The sequence below is a fragment of the Neisseria sp. DTU_2021_1001991_1_SI_NGA_ILE_055 genome (assembly GCF_032342915.1).
Lineage (GTDB): Bacteria > Pseudomonadota > Gammaproteobacteria > Burkholderiales > Neisseriaceae > Neisseria.
In genome coordinates, this window is record NZ_CP135440.1 from 874,072 (window position 1) to 893,428 (window position 19,357).

A 19,357-nucleotide genomic window follows, 5' to 3' on the forward strand; every position below is an offset into this window, starting at 1 on the left:
TCATCCGGCTGCCCTACTCTAATATTCTGCTTATTCGGCAGCATTATTAACTTGTTGTGCACCTTGCGTACGATCGATTTTCTTATCCAAATACTGGAGCAAGGCATCGAAAACATTGGCAGAAAGCTGCTGAACCAAAGCCTGTTTGGCAGCCGGAATCTGTGAATCGGCATTTTCAGGAGCAGAAACACTCTGAACTTCCATGATAACCGGCGCAGGCATACCTTCCAACAATGTATACGCAGGTTTGCCGCCGACAGGACGCGCTTTCAACAAAGCCGCATAAGCCTCCGGAGACATGGTTTTGCGTGCATCTTGCGCGCTCAATTGAGAAACAGGCGACCATTGAACATCGGCAGCTTTACCGGCTTTCAATGCAGCCAAAGTTTCTTGAGCTTTCTTCTCTGCCAGTTTGGCGGCTTCGGAGCGCAGATATGCCGCACGGACAGTGTCTTTAACTTCTGCAAATGGTGCAATTTTCTCTTCGCGCACTTCTTTCGCACGAATGACCCAAACGGTTTCGTTGTTGATGGCAATGACTTCAGAATTGTGTTTTTTCTTCAGTACATCATCACTAAACGCGGCATTAATCAACGCTTCAGGCAAACCGGCTTCTTTCGCCCCAGCTTTGGTCACCCATTCATCCAAGTTTTCCACTTTCAAGCCTGAATTGGCGGCTGCTTTTGCCAATGAAGATGGATCATTGAAGGTATCTTCACCCAGTTTTTCTTTGGCTGCATTAAAGGCAGAAGCTGCTTTTTTCAGCTTCAAAGCTGCTTCGATACGCACTTTGGCTTGTTCCAAAGTCGGCTCAGCTTCGACATTCAAAACTTTAATAACGTGATAACCCAAAGACGATTTAACGGTATCGCTGACTTCGCCTTTGCCCAATGCAAATGCCGCTTTATCAAATTCCGGCCCAAAGCCGCTGCCGCCGCTTTTGCTCAGATAACCCAAGTTGCCGCCTTTATTGCTGCTGGACAAGTCTTTGGAATACTTGGCCGCCAGCTCGGCAAACGAATCCGGATGTGCTTTAAGCTCCGCAGCCATTTTGTCCACTTCGGCTTTAATTTCCGCATTGCTTGCTTCATCTCCATTCGGCATGACCGGAATGAAAATATGCGCAATTTCGGCTCTTGGCGACAAATCTACGCTTTTACTATCGTAAGCTTTTTGTACTTCTTCCGCACTGACGGTTTGTTTGTCAGCCAAATCTTTGATGCTCAAAGCCACATATTCCAGCTTAACGGCTTGAGGAATCAAGTAATCTTTCTTATGCGCTTCATAATACTTTTGCAAAGCCGCATCATCTACTTTGACTTGTGCCGCAAATGCTTCAGGGCTGAAAGTAAATGAACGGATGGTACGTGTTGCTTGAGTCAGGTTAATCAACTGACGCGCTTGCGCATCGCTGACCAAAGCGCCGTTTTGCACTAAATTCAACAGATTTTGCAATTGGAACTGTTCACGGATATCTTCAACGAACTGATCCTCGGTCATCCTGCGTTGATCCAAATATTTCTTGAGCAAATCCTGGCTGAATTTACCGGAAGCATCATGGAAATTCGGATCATCCACGATAACTTGCTTGATTTGTTCCTGAGACACAGCGATGCCCATCAGCTTGGCACCTTGCTTCAGATAAGCACGTTGCAATAACGATTGGAATACCGCATCACGCGAAGGCGCATTATTGCCGGCAGCCTGCTCGTTTTGTATCGCAATCTGTAAAGCGTGTTCGCTGACTTTCTCATCCCCGACTTTGACAATGTAATCAGAACCCGGCGAAGACAAATTATTGGCACCGAATCCGATAAAAGTCAGACCGATGATACCTAAAACAATCTGGGCGGGTGTTTTATATTTTTCAACAATATGGAACATATTTATCCGAAAGAAAAGTTTGGCGCGGCAGCTGCAAAATGCTGCCGCAAAAATCTTAAAATCCTGAAAACAGGCTCAAAGCGCGTATTGTAACGTATTTTTTCGAGGCTTGCTTTTTCAGACGGCCTAAAAATCTAAAAATGCCTTATCTGAAAATTTCCTGATACGCTTCTACTGAAAATCCGACATGAACCTGTCCTTCTTTGACCAACACAGGCCGCTTGATGATACTGGGATTCTTCACCATTAAAGAAATCGCACCTTCTTTTGTGGCAGCAGATTCTTGCGCATCTTTATCCAGCTTGCGCCAAGTCGTGCCTCTTTTATTGAGCAAAATCTCCAAAGCCGCCTGCACCAGCCAGCCATCAATCAAATCAGCAGTTGGGGCGTTTTTCTTAAAATCTACAAACTCAAACTCGATGCCGTTTTCCGCCAACCAACTGCGCGCTTTTTTAACCGTATCGCAATTAGGAATACCGTATAGTTTTATCATCTTATTTATCCTTGTTTTCATTCATGAAATCACAAATTCAGGCCGTCTGAAACCTTTCAGACGGCCTGATTTAAATACCGCTTATTTCTTAGCAGCTTTCTTCACTTTAATCTTCACGCTTTTGCCTTGGGCGTTATTTTTACGCCCGGCCTTAACAGAGGCTGTTTTCGCCTGCGCTTTTTTCTTACCTGCGGCTTTAGGTTTACTTGGTTTAGTAGGCTTGGAAGCAGGTTTGCTTTTTACCTTACCCTTCTTTGCCTTCGCGGGAGCAGCCAACGCTTCATCAATTTCTTTAGCCGAAAGTTTACGCTTACGCTTTTCGACAGGTTTGTCAGCAGCTATCGGCTTACTCACAGGTTTTGTTTTTCTACCGCCGCGTTTCTTACCGACTGAGCCGCCGCTGATTAAGGTCAAATCAATCTTGCTGGTATCCAAATCGGCACGCGCGACTTTTACAGTAACCGTATCGCCCATGTTGAAACGGACACCGCTGCGCTCGCCCTCAATCGCCATAATTTCAGGACGGAAGTTGAAATAATCCTCTCCCAAATCGCTGATGTGAACCAAGCCGTCGATATGAATATCGTCCAGAGTTACAAAAATACCGAAGCTGGTCATGCCTGAAATCTTGCCGCTGAAGACTTCGCCGACTTTGTCGCGCATATAATAAGTTTTCAGCCAGTTTTCCACATCGCGGCTGGCATCATCCGCTCGGCGCTCGCAGAAAGAGGTATGTACGCCCAAAGCCTGCCAGGTTTTATTGGGTTGGTAAGTTTGTCCGTTCAATACAGCTGTGATGGCACGATGGACCGTCAAATCTGGATAACGGCGGATAGGCGAAGTAAAGTGTGCATATGCACCATAAGCCAAACCAAAGTGACCGTCGCAATGCGGCTCATAAACCGCCTGTTGCATAGAACGCAACATCATCACTTGCAACAGCTCCGCATCCGGACGGTTTTTAAATTGCTCGGCAAGCGCGGCATAGTCTTTCGGCATCGGATTATCGCCGCCGCCCAAACTCAGCCCCAGCAAACCAAGCTGCTCGCGTAAAGTAGCCAGTTTTTCGGGGGTTGGGCCCAAGTGATTGCGGAATAAAGCCGTATGTTTGTTTTTCAGCAAGAACTCCGCCGCGCAAACATTCGCCGCCAACATACATTCTTCAATCAGCTTGTGCGCATCGTTGCGGACAACGGGAACAATCTTGTCGATTTTACCGTTGTCGTCAAAAATCATCTGGGTTTCAACGCTCTCAAATTCAACCGCGCCACGCTCGAAACGTTTTTTCTGCAAGATTTTGAATAATTTATACAGAGTATCGATTTGCTGCTTAAACGGATGATCCTGGCCGTCTGAAATCCAATCCCAAACTTGATTATAAGTCAGTCGCGCATGCGAACGCATTACTGCCGGATAAAAACGGTATTCCTTGATATTGCCGGCATAAGTAATCACCATATCGCACACCATACACAGGCGTTCGACATCAGGATTGAGCGAGCAGATGCCGTTGGACAAATTCTCCGGCAGCATTGGAATCACACGGCGCGGGAAATACACGCTGGTACTGCGTTCTTGAGCATCTACATCAATCGCGTCATCCGGGCGGACATAATGACTGACATCGGCTATCGCCACCACCAAACGGTAATTGCGGCCGATTTTTTCGGCAAAAACCGCATCGTCAAAGTCCCGCGCAGTTTCGCCATCGATGGTTACCAGAGGCAAATCTCGTAGGTCCACGCGCCCTTTCAAGTCGGTTTTACGCACATGATCGGGAATTTTCTTCGCGGCTTTGGCACACGCTTCGCTAAATTGGTACGGCAAATGGTGCTTGCGCACGGCGATTTCAATTTCCATACCGCTGTCGGCATAATCGCCCAATACTTCAATGATTTTCGCTACGGCAGGGCGGTTTTGCTCGGGGTAAGTCTCAATTTCACCGACAATGACTTGACCGGATTGCGGTTTAAAGTGCGCTACGCTTTCAGGTTCCAAAACAATGCTTTGATTCAAGCGTTTGTCTTCCGCCTCCAAAATGGCCACGCCGCGATCCATGTAAAAACGGCCGACCACTTTAGACTGCGCACGCTCCACCACATCTAAAACCGTACCTTCGCGACGGCCTCTGCGGTCGATACCGGCAGGACGAACGGTAACAATATCCCCGTGCATCACGCCGCGCATCTGACGCTCATACAAAACGAAATCGCCCTCACCTGTCGGCGTAAGCGGCACGGCAAAACCAAAGCCGTCTTTATGCGCTTCGACACGGCATTTAACCAATGCCAATTTTTCTGCCGCACATACCGCGCCACGTCGATTAATCAATACCTGGCCATCGCGCGCCATCGCTTTCAGACGGCGTTCGAAGAATTCATATTCATCTTCTGCAATCGACAATTCATGTGCCAAAGCTTCGATTTTTGTCGGCACACCTTTTTGTTCCAATAATTCAATGACCCATTCACGGCTGGGCAACGGATGAGCGTAACGTTGTTTCTCCCGCTCTAAATACGGGTCTTTTTCTCGTAAATTTAAAGATTTAGTATTTTTGTTCATTTTGATGGTTGACATTCTTTTTTTAAAATATATAATAGCTGCTTCTTCGCGGTTCAGATAGTCAACTCTACCTGAAATTGAAGAATAAAGCAAAGCCCAGGTGGCGGAATTGGTAGACGCGCTAGCTTCAGGTGCTAGTGTCCTCACGGGCGTGGAAGTTCGAGTCTTCTCCTGGGCACCAAATAATTTGGTGCTTCTTTGCTTAAGAAAATTTAAATTGCCCAGGTGGCGGAATTGGTAGACGCGCTAGCTTCAGGTGCTAGTATCCTCACGGGTGTGGAAGTTCGAGTCTTCTCCTGGGCACCACTGATAAATCAATCAGTCAAGTTTTTATATTATTCTGAAATAACAAGTCAGGATAATAGTCCACAGAGAGGTGGATGAGTGGTTTAAGTCGCACGCCTGGAAAGCGTGTATACGTGAATAGCGTATCGAGGGTTCGAATCCCTTCCTCTCTGCCATAGATACTTTTAAAAGTTATACGAACTTTTCAAATACAAAAAAACCCCGTAAATATTAAATATTTATGGGGCTTTTTCTTTATTTACTTTAAGCCAATCTCAGACAGATTTAAATCTTTTTAAGTTTTTTGTGGTATTTTATTTGGTATCGGAAACATACGGATGCATACCACCAAAAATCGTGACTTCATTGACGCTGGCACAAGTTAAAACCACGCGTGCTAAACTGCCGATTTAGGGGTATTTGATCATACTGGGCATGAAACCGCCAATTCTCATTCCATACTCAAAATAAAAATATTGGCCAGACAAAGAAGGCCGTCTGAAATCAGTCGGCCTATGTTCTGTCAAAAACTTATAAATAAAATACTTCACCAGTACTTCTGTTAACAATGCCACCAGAGATTCGATCGATTCGGAACTTCCGTTCCCCATGCTTACTTAAGTCCCATCCGCTAAGATAAATTCCATCGAAACCTCGAAGAACAACGCGACAGTCAGATGATTCATCTTTAGTGTTGGCGTAAAAGAAACAGATAGTATCGCCGAACTTTAAGCCATCTGGCAGAGTGGACTTCTGCTCGTAGCCAGCATTATGGTTATCATCAAAATAAGGAAGATTCGGACTGATATATTTTGACCCGCTTACTTCAGCCGATGGCAATTTGTCTCCTTTGTCTTTTTGTATCAATACCTTTTGCTGCTCGATATTGCTTTTGACATTTTTATGAATGTTAAACAGTGGGTACGGCGCAGCAGTCTCTTTCGGCCTAGATGCTGATGTCGGTAAAACCTGCTTATTTTGTTGTTTGAAAAGCCGCCAAATCGGAAATGGAAGAAATACGGCACTTGCCGCCACCACAAATGATACATCATCTGTCTGACCGACTATCAAAGCAAATATTGCCAACGCAACAAAGCAGCCAAAAAAGCCGGCAGGAATCGTCCAAAAGATATGAAATTTACTTTTAACGGAAAACTCCAACGAAAGCCATACGGAATAAAATACACACATCCCCAAGATAAACAAAAAATAAAAATTAGACATTATTTTCCCAAGTTTAAATTCCAAACAATCTATCCAGTTTTTCCAACTGATCCATTCCTCATCTGTAATATACCGGCCTGCTTTAGCGACATTGCAGGTTTGCTCGAATAGCAAATCGTGCTATCCGCAGGACGGCGTCTCAAGTACATCAAATAAAAGTCGTCCTGAAAGTTCGAACAATCTATTTTCATCTAGCAAAGATAAAAGAATTGTATCGTTACTATTTAGCCAACCAAACGGCTGTCCAAGAGTTTGTTCAAATCCGCCATGCCATTCCATCGCTCAAGTTTCTACTATTTTTAAAATGATAATACTATAATTTGCCAAATCTTGAGTAAAGCTAAATGAATTTCTCAGGATATTTAAAAGTAACCAAGGCTTCTCAAAGACGATTTCTAAATCTACCACACACTCTTAACCTCAATGATTAAAGGCCGTCTGAAAGTTTTCAGACGGCCTCTTTCTTAAAACCTACCAAATCCCAAACCATTGTTTATCAGACTGCTTTTTATTACCGTTCTGCTGTTCGTGGTTTTGACGGCGAAATTGCCAAGGCGCTTGCGGATTGTCTTTTTTCCATAAGCCTTTACGTTTTTCCTTGGCTTGTTTTTGTGCGGCCGAATAGTCGGTGTAGGCGGTTTTACTTTGTTGTTTTTTGGCATAGCTTTCGTAATGCCATGCGGAGCCATCCCGTATCTGCATTAAATTCAAGTCAATCGTGCCGACTGATACTTGGGCGACTTCGCGCTGATAGCGGTCGCTTTCAAACACGCGCACTTTGGCTTTTTTATTTAATGCGGCATCAATCAAATTGTCTCGTGATTGCGTACCATAGGCCTGATTGATTTCCGGCGCATCGATATAGGCCATGCGGATTTTGTGTTTTCTGCCGTCGCTATCGATAATGTGCATGGTATCGCCATCATGGATTTTGATGATTTTTCCGTTGTATGTGTAAGTTTGTCGCGATGCCTTTTGTTTTTGTTTCTGTTCTTGCTTGGGTTCAGCTTCGGTTTTGGTGTCAGATGTGGCTTTGATGACATTTTCACCCAGCCATTCATTGACCTTTTCCAAACCGATATTGTCGTTTTGTGCCAATGTTGCGGCAACACTTACCCCTGTACGAATCAACTCGGTATCGCGTGAGCTATAACCCAGTGCACCCAAAACAGATAAAACAACGGGCAACCATTTTATAATTTTACTGATTTGCATATTTTGCCAAATTGAAGGCCGTCTGAAAGACCTGATGCGCTTTCAGACGGCCTTTTAAGATTGATTAATCTTCATTAATCCTGACAAGGCAGGATGACTTTTGCGCCTTCTGCTGTACCCAAAACCAACACATTGGCGGCATCGCGAGCAAAAATACCGTTTTCGACTACGCCGGTGATTTTATTGATTTCGTCTTCCATTTTCAGGGCTTGATCGATATTGAGGCCGTGAACATCAACAATTTGGTTGCCATAGAAAGTAGTATAGCCGACACGCAACTCAGGCTGTCCGCCCATGGCAAGCAGTTTGCGCGACACCAGCGAACGGGCATTTTCAACCACTTCCACCGGCAAGGGAAATTTGCCCAAACGGGAAACATATTTGCTTTCATCGGCGATACAGACAAATTTATCCGATGCGCTGGCCACGATTTTTTCGTTCAAATGTGCACCGCCGCCGCCTTTAATCATTTGCAGCGCGTGGTTGACTTCGTCTGCGCCGTCAACATAAACCGCCAAACCCATCACATCATTCAGTGAAACTTCTGGAATTTCGTATTTTGCCAAAAGCTCGCTGGATTTTTTGGAAGTAGATACGGCGCCCTTGATTTTCTTACCGCTTTTACCCAAAGCTTCGATAAAAAAGTTAATGGTAGAGCCGGTGCCGATACCGATGTATTCGTTTTCAGGAACAAATTCCACCGCTTTTTCGGCGGCAATGCGTTTAAGTTCGTCTTGAGTTGCCATGTTGTCAGTCTTTCGGTTTGAATGATGAAACGATTTTAAGCCCTTAGGCTTTAATCAGCAATACTGCCGCTTGTGCTTCAATGGCTTCCATACGCCCCAGATAGCCGAGTTTTTCGTTGGTTTTGCCCTTGATGTTGACGCAGTTTTCAGGCAAGCCCAAATCGGCGGCAATATTGGCGCGCATGGCCGGAATATGTGGCGCGAGTTTGGGTTTTTGCGCAATCACGGTCGTATCGACATTAACCACCTTCCAACCCAATTCCTGCACGCTTTGATAAGCCTTGCGCAACAGCACACGGCTGTCTGCATCTTTGAACTCGGCGGCAGTATCGGGAAAATGGCTGCCGATATCGCCCAAACCGGCGGCGCCCAACAGGGCATCGGTAATCGCATGCAAAAGCGCATCGGCATCGGAATGGCCCAGCAAGCCTTTTTCAAACGGAATGTTGACGCCGCCGAGTATCAAATCTCGCCCTTCAACCAACTGATGGACATCGTAGCCCTGTCCGACACGGATATTCATATTGTTTCCTTAAATAATGGGTTTTGATTGTTCAGACGGCCTTGAGCAACAATCTGACAATGTATTCGTCTTGCGGCAGCGTCAATTTTAAATTGCGCGTATCGCCCTGCACCAAGCGCGGCCGGATACCCAGTTTTTCAACTACTGACGCTTCATCCGTAATCTCACTCAAATCATCAACCGATAAAGCACGATTTAATAAGGCCGTCTGAAAAAGCTGCGGCGTTTGCGCCTGCCATAATCCTGCGCGTGCAACGGTTTCATCAATATGATGACTGCCGTCTGCCCGCTTGAGCGTATCGGCCACCGGTATGGCCAGAATGCCACCTTCGTCATTCTCGCCTGCCTCATCAAGCAAACGCGTTAACGCTTCGGCAGGCAGGCAACAGCGCGCGGCATCATGGACCAAAATATTGTCTTGCGCCTCGGCCAAATCTTGTTCTAATAGAGTAGATACGCCGTTGCGTACTGTTTCGGCACGACTTGCACCACCCACTCGGAAGACACGCACCTTCTCAGACAGGGCCGTCTGAAAAACCGAATCTTCCGGCGAAAGAATAACGGCAATTAAATCTATGCGTGGGTGTTGCTCAAAGATTTCTATGGTGTGTTGCAAGACGGTTTTACCATTGATTTCAACATATTGTTTAGGTTTTCCTGCGCCAAATCGCGCCCCGACACCGGCAGCAGGAATCAAAGCGATATTGCGGCGCATCATGCTGACGCTCCGGCATCGGCCCCATCCGGCGTTTCAGCCTTGCGCCATACGCACGCTTCGCCCAAATCGTCCAAATATTTTTCATGTGCGGCCAGCTCGTCCGCATCGGCTTTGATGACTTTCAACTGCGATGTACGTTTGGTTTCGGCAATAATGGTTGGTTTGACTTCGCCCTCTTCTTCCGCCTCGCCCCCCATCAGGTCGAACTGCTGACGCGTCATGGCAAGATAGACTTCACCCAAAAGCTCGCAGTCAATTAACGCGCCGTGCAAGACACGTTTGCTGCGGTCAACGGAAAAGCGGTTACACAAGGCATCCAAGCTTGCCTTTTGCCCCGGAAACATTTCACGCGCCATGGCCAGCGTGTCGGTGACTTTGCAACCCAGTTCCTCAATAGAAGGCAGCCCCATGCGGCGGAATTCCATATTCAGGAAGCCGACGTCAAACTTGGCATTATGGATAATCAGCTCTGCGCCACGAATAAAGTCGGCAATCTGTTTACCCACTTGGGCAAACGGCGGCGCATTCTTCGCTTCCAATACTTCAATCGTCAAACCATGCACCTTCGCCGCTTCCTCCGGCATATCGCGTTCGGGGTGAACATATAAATGAAGGTTGGAGTCGGTCATTTGGCGGTTGATCATTTCCAAGCCGGCAAATTCGACCAGACGGTCGCCGTTTTCAGGATAAAGACCCGTGGTCTCCGTATCGAGGATAATCTGACGTTGGCTCATGGTTGGTGGTTTCTGCAATTATCAAAACGCCTTGAATCATACTGAAGGCCGTCTGAAATGTATAGTCAGCAAAACTTTAGCTGCTTTTTCAAATGCCCTTTTAACGCTGAATTTTTTCAGACGGCCTTTATTCCTTTTTCATCTATTGGCCGGTTATTACTCCAATTTTGAGTAGAAAACCCAATTTCTACAAAATTTTTTAAATTTAATTTCTTTAATAATGAATACCTTACTTATTATTTAAATAATAGGAACAATTATCATTTGCAAATTTAAAAAATCTCCGTATAATACAACCCATCGAAACGAAACAACCGCACCACAGAATGAAAGGAGAAGAAAATGCCCGAAAGTATTTTTAAGCAAGTCTCCCTTGACATTCTGAGACTGCACCAACAAGCCATCCGCTCTTTAATCGCCACCAAATGTTGCGATGAGTGCGAAGTACACGACGCAGTATTCATTACTTTAGATGGCCGATATTATGTTTGGCTCCCTTGCATGGGTAAATCGCCCCAATCAGAAACCGGCATCCTGCTGATTGAAGATGAAGACGGTAATACACGCTTAAGCTGGGTGGCCGATACACGCGAAGTCAAGCAAAAAGACAGTCTGTACAACCGCGTTGTTTCCGCTCTGCAACGAAAAATGCAGCGCACGAAAAACAAGTTTATCCAGTCGGCAAACGCCCGATTGCTCGAACTCACGCCTCAGCAAGGCCGTCTGACGACAAACAGCGAAGATTTCTCGCTTTCACCACATGACTTGATGAAAGCACTTTATCCGGCAACACATCAAATAGGAGAATTTGCCCTGTAACAGTTTTTGGTAGTGGTTTGTGTTCCTTTTGCGCCCCTTAACATTTTAAAGGGGCGATTTTTTTTGCCTCTGCTTTTCAGACGGCCTCAAAACCGGTTTTCCAGTACAATAAAGGCCATCTGAACATTTCCTACTTTTCAACCATGCAACTGCTCAAATACATCCAATCGCAAGGTCTCGGCAGCCGCAAGCAATGCCAGTGGCTGATAGACAATGACTGTATCGCCATCAACGGCGAAATTCATAATCGTGCCAAAGACGATATCGATCCATCTCAAGTGCATACCCTGTCTGTTGATGGCGAAGAAATTGCCGCCGTCCCCATGCCCTATTTCTACATTCTGCTTCATAAGCCTGCGGATTACGAGACTTCGCACAAACCCCAGCAATATCCGAGTATCTTCAGTCTTTTTCCCGACCATATGCGCAATATCGATATGCAGGCAGTCGGCCGCTTGGATGCAGACACAACCGGCATTATTCTGATTACCAACGACGGGCAATTTAACCACCGCGTTACTTCGCCCAAACACAAAGTTCCGAAGCTCTACCGCGTTACCTTGAAGCATCCTGCCGACGATACCCTTTGCGCTACGCTGAAAAACGGCGTCCTCCTGCATGACGATAATGAAACCGTCGCTGCCGCCGAAGCAGTGTTGGCCGACCCAAACACATTGATGATGACCATTACCGAGGGCAAATATCATCAGGTCAAGCGCATGGTCGCAGCCGCAGGCAACCGTGTCGAGCAGCTCCACCGTGAACAATTCGGCGACTGGAATGTCGACGACTTGGCCGCCGGAGAATGGAAATTCATCCAAATCTAAAAAAATTCCAAAATTTTGAGATAATTTTTTAAACAAAATGGATTTTTAATTGCTTTAAAATCAAACATCTAAACCTTATTATTTTTATTTAACAGAATTTAACACTAGAAGGACTGAACTATTGTATAATTCGTCTGTCTGAGTAACACTTGCTTCGAGAGAAGTGAGTAAGTGAGTAAGACGTTTTCCCCGTAATGTGTTTGGCCATCTATACTTTCCCCTTAGTATAGATGGTTTTTTTTATCTAAAATTCGGCAGGTCTGCAAACGTACTTTCAGACGGCCTCTCCTTATCAAAGCCCATCATTCCCAAACCGTGCAACCCTATTCATTGCTTGCCAATATTCCCACTTAGTTTCCGATTTCTTCCGCACCCATCCAAACCCGTTCAATTTCAAATAAATCGTTTCATAAAAAGAGCGCTGTCGGCTATCCAAACAGGTATAAACGTATGCCATTCAGACGGCCTCTGCTGATACTGTTTATTCAATATTACCTTAGCCGAATTCTCTGTTTGCACGTTTCCATATCAAGCAGACTAGAAAAACTCACTAAAAATTCTTCATTAAATAGTTTTTTTACCTAACATTCTTTTTAGACTTTAGTCAAGATTCGTTAAATCTTTGCGGTAAAATGTTGTCTTTATTTTCATGTATCTGAGTTTTTATGTCTTCCAATCAACCCCGTCAAACTTGGTCCAACCGTTTGACTTACATCCTTACCGTTGCCGGTGCGACTGTCGGCTTTGGTGCAACCTGGCGTTTCCCATATTTGGTCGGTGAAAACGGCGGCGGCGCGTATGTGTTTTTATTCTGTATCGCCATGCTGGTCATCGGTATTCCGATGATTTTGGTGGAAAACGTCATCGGCCGCCGTAAAGGCGTGAACGCGCTGGATGCGTTCGGCGGTTCGATGAACGGCAAACCTGTTGCCAAAATTTGGAAAACGGTCGGTTGGATGGGCCTGCTCGGTGCATTCGGCATCATGGCTTATTACATGGTGCTCGGCGGCTGGGTCATCAGTTACATCGTCAATATCATCGGCGGCAATTTGGATATTTCCAGCCCGGTTTCTGGCGAAATTACCAAAAGCTTCTTTACCGAACACATTGAAAACAGCCCTTGGGAAATTGCGTTCTACACTTTCTTGTTTGTCGTTGTGAACCAATGGATTTTGGTTAAAGGCGTCATCGGCGGTATTGAAAAAGCGGCGAAATACCTGATGCCGCTGCTGTTTTTATTCCTGATTGCCATGGTCGTTCGCAACGTTACCCTGCCGGGCGCAATGGAAGGGATTACTTTCTATCTGAAGCCTGATTTCAGCAAAATTACCGCCGAACTTTTCGTCTTCGTTTTGGGGCAAGTATTCTTCGCACTGAGCTTGGGTTTCGGCGTGATGATTACCTTGTCCAGCTATCTGGATAAAAACGAAAATCTGGTTCAGACGGCAGTCATTACCGCCATTACCAACACCATCATCGCCGTGTTGGCGGGCTTTATGATTTTCCCATCACTCTTCAGCTTCGGCGTCGCGCCCAATTCCGGCCCGACTTTGGTATTCCAAAGTTTGCCGATTGTGTTCTCGAATATGTGGGCAGGCCCTGTGTTCGCCGTGATTTTCTTCTCGCTGCTCCTGATTGCCGCACTGACGACTTCGCTGACGATTTATGAAGTGTTGATTACGACGATTCAGGAGAAAACCAAAATCCGCCGCGCAGCCGCGATTACCATCGTACTGGCAGGTATTTTTATCTTCGGCAATATTCCTTCCATCTTGAGCTACGGCCCGTGGAAAGACGTTTCCGTGTTCGGCAAAAATATTTTTGATGCCTTTGACTACATCAGCGGCAATATCCTGTTTATGCTGACCGCGCTCGGCTCCGCGCTGTTTGTCGGTTTCGTGATGAAGGACGAGGCGAAGGATGAATTGCTTTATAAAGGCAACCATACGACAGTCAATATCTGGTTTGCCTATGTGAAATACCTTGTGCCTTTGGTGATTTTGCTGATTTTTGTCAGCAACTTGTTCTGATAAACAGCATACAAAAAGGCCGTCTGAAATATTCAGACGGCCTTTATTTTAACTATGATTTATTCTGCCCAGTTTTTCTTCTTACTGGTTTTACCGATACCGGGGTTAAAGCTGTTGGTCGGGTCGAGTTTTTTATAGAACTGTTTCAACTCTGGCTTGGCTTCATACAGATGACCGACATTATGCTCGGCAGGATATTGCGCACCGCGTTGGTCAAGCAGATGGAGCATTTCATGTTCCAAAGCCGTGCAGTCGTTGCCTTTTTTAATGATGTAGTCCTGATGGAACACATGGCACATAAAATGTCCGTAATACAATTTATGGATAATTTTATTGTCGATTTCGGGCGGCAGGGTTTCAAACCAATCACGATCATCACGACGCAAGGCGATATCGAGTGCAACCAAATCCTCTACTTCATCATCATGTACAGAACGGTAACGGATCGCGGCAGAAGCCACAGCAAAGCGATGCAGCATGGCCGCCTGCGTTTCTTCGGCATTACATTCAAAGAATGCGCCGCCATGGGTTGCAAAATATTCTTTCAAGAAAGCACGCGCTTCTTCTACGCCCTCCCCGCCCATTTTTAAAATCAGGTGATGTTCATATTTATCCCGATAGTTGCGCATAGATTTCGGCAAGTGATCAGGCAAAATTTTACTGATCAGTTGCATGAATTTATCAGAGAAGTGTTTCGGCAAGAAACTTATCTTTTTGCTGAATCTATCCACACGGGCTTTCAGATCAAACAGTTTCGGAAGTTGGTGGGTGCCGAACGTCTTGATGATATAAAAAGTGTCTTTGCCATAAACGGCAGCAATATCAAAGGCATGACGATGGATATATTCACCGGAAATTGGCAGGTTTTTAAACTCGCTCAAAGCGGCGCGGCGAATATCGGTCAGCTCATTAATATCATTGGTGCCGATATAGAAAACGGCAGTCTGTTTTTCTTGCGGGAAAGTATCCAAGCGTACGGCAAACACCATCAGCTTGCCCGCGCAACCCGATGCTTCGTAGTGACGCGCAGGGTCGGCATTAAAACGGGCGGCAGTCGGTTCATTCACTTGGCGAACATGATCGCAGTACGCATGATCATGCCCTTTGCCTGCATTTTGAACAATGTCTTTTTTCTGATAATGAAAACCTTGCAGATTGGTCAGAATTTCTTCAGGGGTTTCACCCAAATCAATACCCAAATGGTTGACCAGCTCTAGTTTGCCCTCATCGTTGATTTGCGCAAACAGGGCCATTTCCGTATAAGCCGGGCCACGCTGTACCAAAGCGCCGCCGGAGTTATTACATACGCCACCCAATACGGATGCACCGATACAGGACGAACCGATCACGGAATGCGGCTCACGGCCTAAAGGTTTCAGCAGCAGCTCCAATTGATTCAGGGTAGAACCGGGCAGGCAGACAACTTGTTCGTTATTATTAATCGGCTGAATGATGTTTAGACGCATGGTATTCACAATCACGATATCGCGGTCGTAATCATTGCCGTCAGGAGTCGAGCCGCCGGTCAGACCAGTATTGGCAGCCTGCGTAATCACAATGACATCAGCCTCAACACACGCCTGCAAAATTTGCCACATTTCCAAAACCGTGCCCGGACGGACAACCGCCAGCGCCTTGCCCTCGCCAAAACGGTAGCCCTGACGGTATTGTTCGGTTTTTGCCGGGTCTGTGATGATGTATTTTTCGCCGACGGTTTGCGTCAGCCGGCTGATTAATTGCGTAGCGTTCATTGCATACTCCTTGAGAAATGAATATATTTATTAAATTACAAACATTGTAGTAATCCCTTTTATCAAAGTAAAGGCAAACCCATTTTTAAATTCATCATTCAAATAAACAAAAGGCCGTCTGAAATTTTCAGACGGCCTTTTGTTTCAAGCTTGAACAATCAAATTATTCGGCAGCTTTCTCTTCGCGAGCAGGTGCTTCCAGCAAAGCTTTGATAGACAGACGTACGCGGCCGCGGTCGTCTACTTCCAATGCTTTCACGTTCACAACCTGACCTACTTGCAGGTAGTCGCTGACATTGCGTACGCGCTCGTGGGCGATTTGGCTGATGTGTACCAAACCGTCTTTACCCGGCATTACGCTGACAATCGCGCCGACGTTGTTGTCGAGGATTTTAACCACAGTACCTTCGTACACTTTGCCCACTTCCACTTCGGCAGTGATTTCTTCGATACGTTTTTTCGCCGCATCGCCTGCTTCTTGAGTAGTCGCAGCGATAGTGATGGTACCGTCTTCAGCAATATTGATTTCAGTACCGGTTTCAGCGGTAATCGAACGGATGGTTTCGCCGCCTTTACCAATCACATCACGGATTTTGTCTTGGTTGATTTTCATGGTGAACAAGCGTGGCGCGTGTGCAGACAGCTCTTGCGGGCCTGCAACGGCGGCTTTCATCTGATCCAAGATGTGCAAACGTGCTTCTTTGGCTTGAGCCAAAGCGATTTGCATGATTTCTTTGGTAATACCTTGGATTTTGATGTCCATTTGCAGCGCGGTTACACCTTCGGTTGTACCGGCTACTTTAAAGTCCATATCGCCCAAATGGTCTTCGTCGCCCAAGATGTCGGTCAGAACGGCAAATTTGTTGTTGTCCAAAATCAGACCCATGGCGATACCGGCAACGTGTGCTTTCAAAGGCACACCGGCAGACAACAGGCTCAAGCAGCCGCCGCAGACGGAAGCCATAGAGGAAGAGCCGTTGGATTCGGTAATTTCAGAAACCACGCGCATGGTGTAGCTGAAATCTTCAGGTTCTGGCAATACGGCCAACAACGCACGTTTAGCCAAACGGCCGTGACCGATTTCACGACGTTTTGGCGCACCTACGCGACCCACTTCGCCGGTAGAGTATGGCGGGAAGTTGTAGTGCAGCATGAAGCGGTCGGTGTATTCGCCGGACAGCGCATCAATGATTTGTTCGTCGCGTGAAGTACCCAAAGTTGCAACCGCCAAAGCTTGGGTTTCGCCACGGGTAAACAGTGCGGAACCATGTGTGCGCGGCAATACGCCGGTTTGAATGTTCAACGGACGGACGGTGCGGGTGTCGCGACCGTCGATGCGCGGTTGACCGTCCAAAATTTGGCTGCGGACAACATCGGCTTCCAAGTGTTTGAAAATGCCTTTGATTTCGTTGGCAGCCAAAGTGTCGGTTTCTTCAGTAATCAACGCTTCTTTTACAGCATTCCAAGCTTCGTCCAATTTGGCAGAACGCGCTTGTTTTTGACGGATCTTGAACGCTTCTTTAATGGTCTCGCCGGCAATTTCGCGTACTTTGGCAACCAATTCTTCATTGGTTTCAGGTGCTTTCCAATCCCAAACTTCCGGATTGACTTCATCGGCAAACTCATTGATGGCATTAATGGCCACTTGCATTTGATCGTGACCATAAACAACCGCACCCAGCATCACTTCTTCAGACAAGATGTCGGCTTCGGATTCCACCATCAACACGGCTTTGGAAGTACCGGCAACCACCAAGTCCAATTGTGATTTCGCCAATTCGGCTTTAGTTGGGTTCAAAACGTACACGCCGTTTACATAACCCACGCGTGCCGCACCAATCGGACCGGCAAACGGTACGCCGCTCAACACCAGCGCAGCAGACGCGCCCAGCATGGCCGGAATGTCAGAATCGATTTCAGGGTCAACAGACACGACCATCGCTACGATTTGGATGTCGTGGTAGAAGCCTTCGGGGAACAGAGGACGAATCGGACGGTCGATCAGACGGCTGGTCAGGATTTCTTTTTCGCTTTGTTTACCTTCGCGTTTGAAGAAACCGCCGGGGATTTTACCTGCTGCGTAAGTACGCTCGAGGTAATCGACAGTCAGAGGGAAGAAGTCTTGACCTTCTTTCACTTCTTTGTTGGTGGTAACGGCAACCAAAACAACAGTATCGCCCATGGATACTTTAACAGCAGCGGCGGCTTGGCGGGCAATTTCGCCGGTTTCCAAAGTAACGGTTTGATTACCGTATTGGAAGGTCTTAACGTGTTTATTGAACATCATTGTTCCTTTCAAAATACCGCACTGCTAAAACACTAATAATGCACACTAAAATCCGAATGTGCATAGTTAGGGTTTCAGACCGTGCGGCAGGTTATAAACAAGCTTTCAGACGGCCTTTTCGGACGCTGAAAACAACTTTCAATTATAAAGGCAACCATCCTTAAAATCCAGTATTGATACAATAAAAAGGCCGTCTGAAACATATCCTTTTCAGACGGCCTTCAGTCTTCAAAATCAATCTTGTGTCAGTAAAGTCAATGCTTCCTGATATTTTTCGACCGTTTTCTGAATCACATCGGCAGGCACTTTAGGCGCAGGCGCTTTTTTATTCCAACCGCTTTGCTCCAGCCAGTCACGGACAAATTGTTTGTCAAAAGACGGCGGATTGGTGCCGACTTTGTATTGATCGGCAGGCCAAAAACGGCTGGAGTCAGGCGTCAACACTTCGTCCATCAAAGTCAGCGTACCTTCTTCATCCAAACCAAACTCAAACTTGGTGTCGCAAATAATGATACCGCGGGATTTGGCATATTCGGCCGCTTCTGTATAAAGCTGAATCGCTTTGGCGCGCACTTCCGCAGCCAATTCTTTTCCGATAATGCGTTCGCATTCTTCAAAGCTGATGTTTTCATCATGATCGCCGACTGCAGCTTTGGTCGACGGCGTAAAAATCACTTCAGGCAACTGCTGCGCTTCCTGCATACCTTCAGGCAGTTGAATACCGCAGACAGAACCGGTTTTTTGATAATCTTTCCAACCGCTACCTGCCAGATAACCGCGCACAATGGCCTCTACTTTCACCGGAGTGAGTTTTTTAGCCACGACGGCGCGTTTCTCCAAAGCTTTGGCTTCGTTTTCAGGCAAAACATCGTAAACCGTTTGGCCGGTAAAATGGTTAGGCATGATATGAGCCAGTTTTTTAAACCAAAAATTGGAAATCTGCGTCAAAATCTCCCCTTTACCCGGAATCGGATCATCCAAAATCACATCGAATGCAGACAGACGGTCGGAAGCAACCATCAACATACGTTTATCGTCAATTTCGTACAAATCGCGGACTTTGCCGGAGTAGATTTTTTTCAAGCTGATTTCAGACATTTCGGGTATCTCTTTGGTAAACAGAAGAATTTGATATTTTAGCCCAATTTGGCATCTTTCGTCAGATTGTTTACAAAATAAAGGCCGTCTGAAACCTTATAGCCCGGTTTCAGACGGCCTTAGCCTTTGATTTTAGGGATAAACCCTAAAAACCATCATCC

The 19,357-nt window shown here is 46.3% G+C and carries 15 protein-coding genes and 3 tRNA genes; 6 read left to right on the forward strand and 12 right to left on the reverse strand.

The features are described from left to right. Positions 1–30: 30 nt before the first annotated feature. The 3 genes from RRV97_RS04020 to rnr form a co-directional block, all read right to left on the reverse strand. On the reverse strand, positions 31–1,884 hold the full coding sequence (locus RRV97_RS04020) for a SurA N-terminal domain-containing protein (protein WP_315612051.1): 1,854 nt from the start codon (positions 1,882–1,884) through the stop codon (positions 31–33). A gap of 145 nt (positions 1,885–2,029) precedes the next feature. Further along, positions 2,030–2,377, reverse strand: a complete 348-nt coding sequence (locus RRV97_RS04025; RefSeq protein WP_315612052.1) for an arsenate reductase — start codon at positions 2,375–2,377, stop codon at positions 2,030–2,032. A gap of 81 nt (positions 2,378–2,458) precedes the next feature. Continuing rightward, the gene (gene rnr / locus RRV97_RS04030; RefSeq protein ID WP_315612053.1) at positions 2,459–4,939 is read right to left on the reverse strand and encodes a ribonuclease R; all 2,481 of its coding nucleotides are present in this window, start codon (positions 4,937–4,939) and stop codon (positions 2,459–2,461) included. A 94-nt stretch (positions 4,940–5,033) separates the two neighbouring features. Between rnr and RRV97_RS04035 the strand changes: the two genes are divergently transcribed. From RRV97_RS04035 to RRV97_RS04045, 3 genes are all read left to right on the forward strand, one after another. Then, positions 5,034–5,120 (forward strand) — tRNA-Leu (locus RRV97_RS04035). 38 nt (positions 5,121–5,158) lie between these two features. After that, a tRNA-Leu gene (locus tag RRV97_RS04040) sits at positions 5,159–5,245 on the forward strand. A 64-nt stretch (positions 5,246–5,309) separates the two neighbouring features. Then, a tRNA-Ser gene (locus RRV97_RS04045) sits at positions 5,310–5,400 on the forward strand. Between the two features lie 355 nt (positions 5,401–5,755). Here the strand turns inward: RRV97_RS04045 and RRV97_RS04050 are convergent. From RRV97_RS04050 to dnaQ, 6 genes are all read right to left on the reverse strand, one after another. After that, positions 5,756–6,562 carry a hypothetical protein gene (locus RRV97_RS04050; protein ID WP_315612054.1) on the reverse strand — a complete coding sequence of 269 codons (807 nt, stop codon included), beginning with the start codon at positions 6,560–6,562 and terminating at the stop codon, positions 5,756–5,758. Positions 6,563–6,919: 357 nt separating this feature from the next. Beyond that, positions 6,920–7,663 carry a thermonuclease family protein gene (locus RRV97_RS04055; protein ID WP_315612055.1) on the reverse strand — a complete coding sequence of 248 codons (744 nt, stop codon included), beginning with the start codon at positions 7,661–7,663 and terminating at the stop codon, positions 6,920–6,922. 74 nt (positions 7,664–7,737) lie between these two features. Further along, a complete protein-coding gene (gene rpiA, locus RRV97_RS04060) occupies positions 7,738–8,409 on the reverse strand; it encodes a ribose-5-phosphate isomerase RpiA (protein WP_315612056.1) in 672 nt (223 codons plus the stop codon). Between the two features lie 43 nt (positions 8,410–8,452). Next, positions 8,453–8,932, reverse strand: coding sequence for a 2-C-methyl-D-erythritol 2,4-cyclodiphosphate synthase (ispF, locus tag RRV97_RS04065; RefSeq protein WP_137040839.1), 480 nt, complete (start codon positions 8,930–8,932; stop codon positions 8,453–8,455). A gap of 31 nt (positions 8,933–8,963) precedes the next feature. Beyond that, on the reverse strand, positions 8,964–9,650 hold the full coding sequence (ispD, locus tag RRV97_RS04070; RefSeq protein WP_315612057.1) for a 2-C-methyl-D-erythritol 4-phosphate cytidylyltransferase: 687 nt from the start codon (positions 9,648–9,650) through the stop codon (positions 8,964–8,966). Then, on the reverse strand, positions 9,647–10,384 hold the full coding sequence (gene dnaQ / locus RRV97_RS04075; RefSeq protein WP_314575502.1) for a DNA polymerase III subunit epsilon: 738 nt from the start codon (positions 10,382–10,384) through the stop codon (positions 9,647–9,649). The genes ispD and dnaQ overlap by 4 nt, the downstream gene beginning before the upstream one ends. A 342-nt stretch (positions 10,385–10,726) precedes the next feature. Here dnaQ and RRV97_RS04080 point away from each other — a divergent pair, with 342 nt between their 5' ends. From RRV97_RS04080 to RRV97_RS04090, 3 genes are all read left to right on the forward strand, one after another. Next, positions 10,727–11,203, forward strand: coding sequence for a hypothetical protein (locus RRV97_RS04080; protein WP_003746951.1), 477 nt, complete (start codon positions 10,727–10,729; stop codon positions 11,201–11,203). A 143-nt stretch (positions 11,204–11,346) separates the two neighbouring features. Continuing rightward, entirely contained in the window at positions 11,347–12,030 is a 684-nt protein-coding gene (locus RRV97_RS04085; protein WP_315612058.1) for a 16S rRNA pseudouridine(516) synthase, read from the forward strand. 665 nt (positions 12,031–12,695) lie between these two features. After that, entirely contained in the window at positions 12,696–14,060 is a 1,365-nt protein-coding gene (locus tag RRV97_RS04090; RefSeq protein WP_315612059.1) for a sodium-dependent transporter, read from the forward strand. A 59-nt stretch (positions 14,061–14,119) separates the two neighbouring features. Here RRV97_RS04090 and dld read toward each other — a convergent pair whose 3' ends face one another. From dld to RRV97_RS04105, 3 genes are all read right to left on the reverse strand, one after another. Beyond that, the gene (dld, locus tag RRV97_RS04095) at positions 14,120–15,811 is read right to left on the reverse strand and encodes a D-lactate dehydrogenase (RefSeq protein WP_315612060.1); all 1,692 of its coding nucleotides are present in this window, start codon (positions 15,809–15,811) and stop codon (positions 14,120–14,122) included. A gap of 163 nt (positions 15,812–15,974) precedes the next feature. Continuing rightward, entirely contained in the window at positions 15,975–18,098 is a 2,124-nt protein-coding gene (gene pnp, locus RRV97_RS04100; protein ID WP_107697060.1) for a polyribonucleotide nucleotidyltransferase, read from the reverse strand. A gap of 234 nt (positions 18,099–18,332) precedes the next feature. Next, positions 18,333–19,196 carry a phosphoribosylaminoimidazolesuccinocarboxamide synthase gene (locus tag RRV97_RS04105; protein WP_049322835.1) on the reverse strand — a complete coding sequence of 288 codons (864 nt, stop codon included), beginning with the start codon at positions 19,194–19,196 and terminating at the stop codon, positions 18,333–18,335. Positions 19,197–19,357 lie beyond the last annotated feature (161 nt).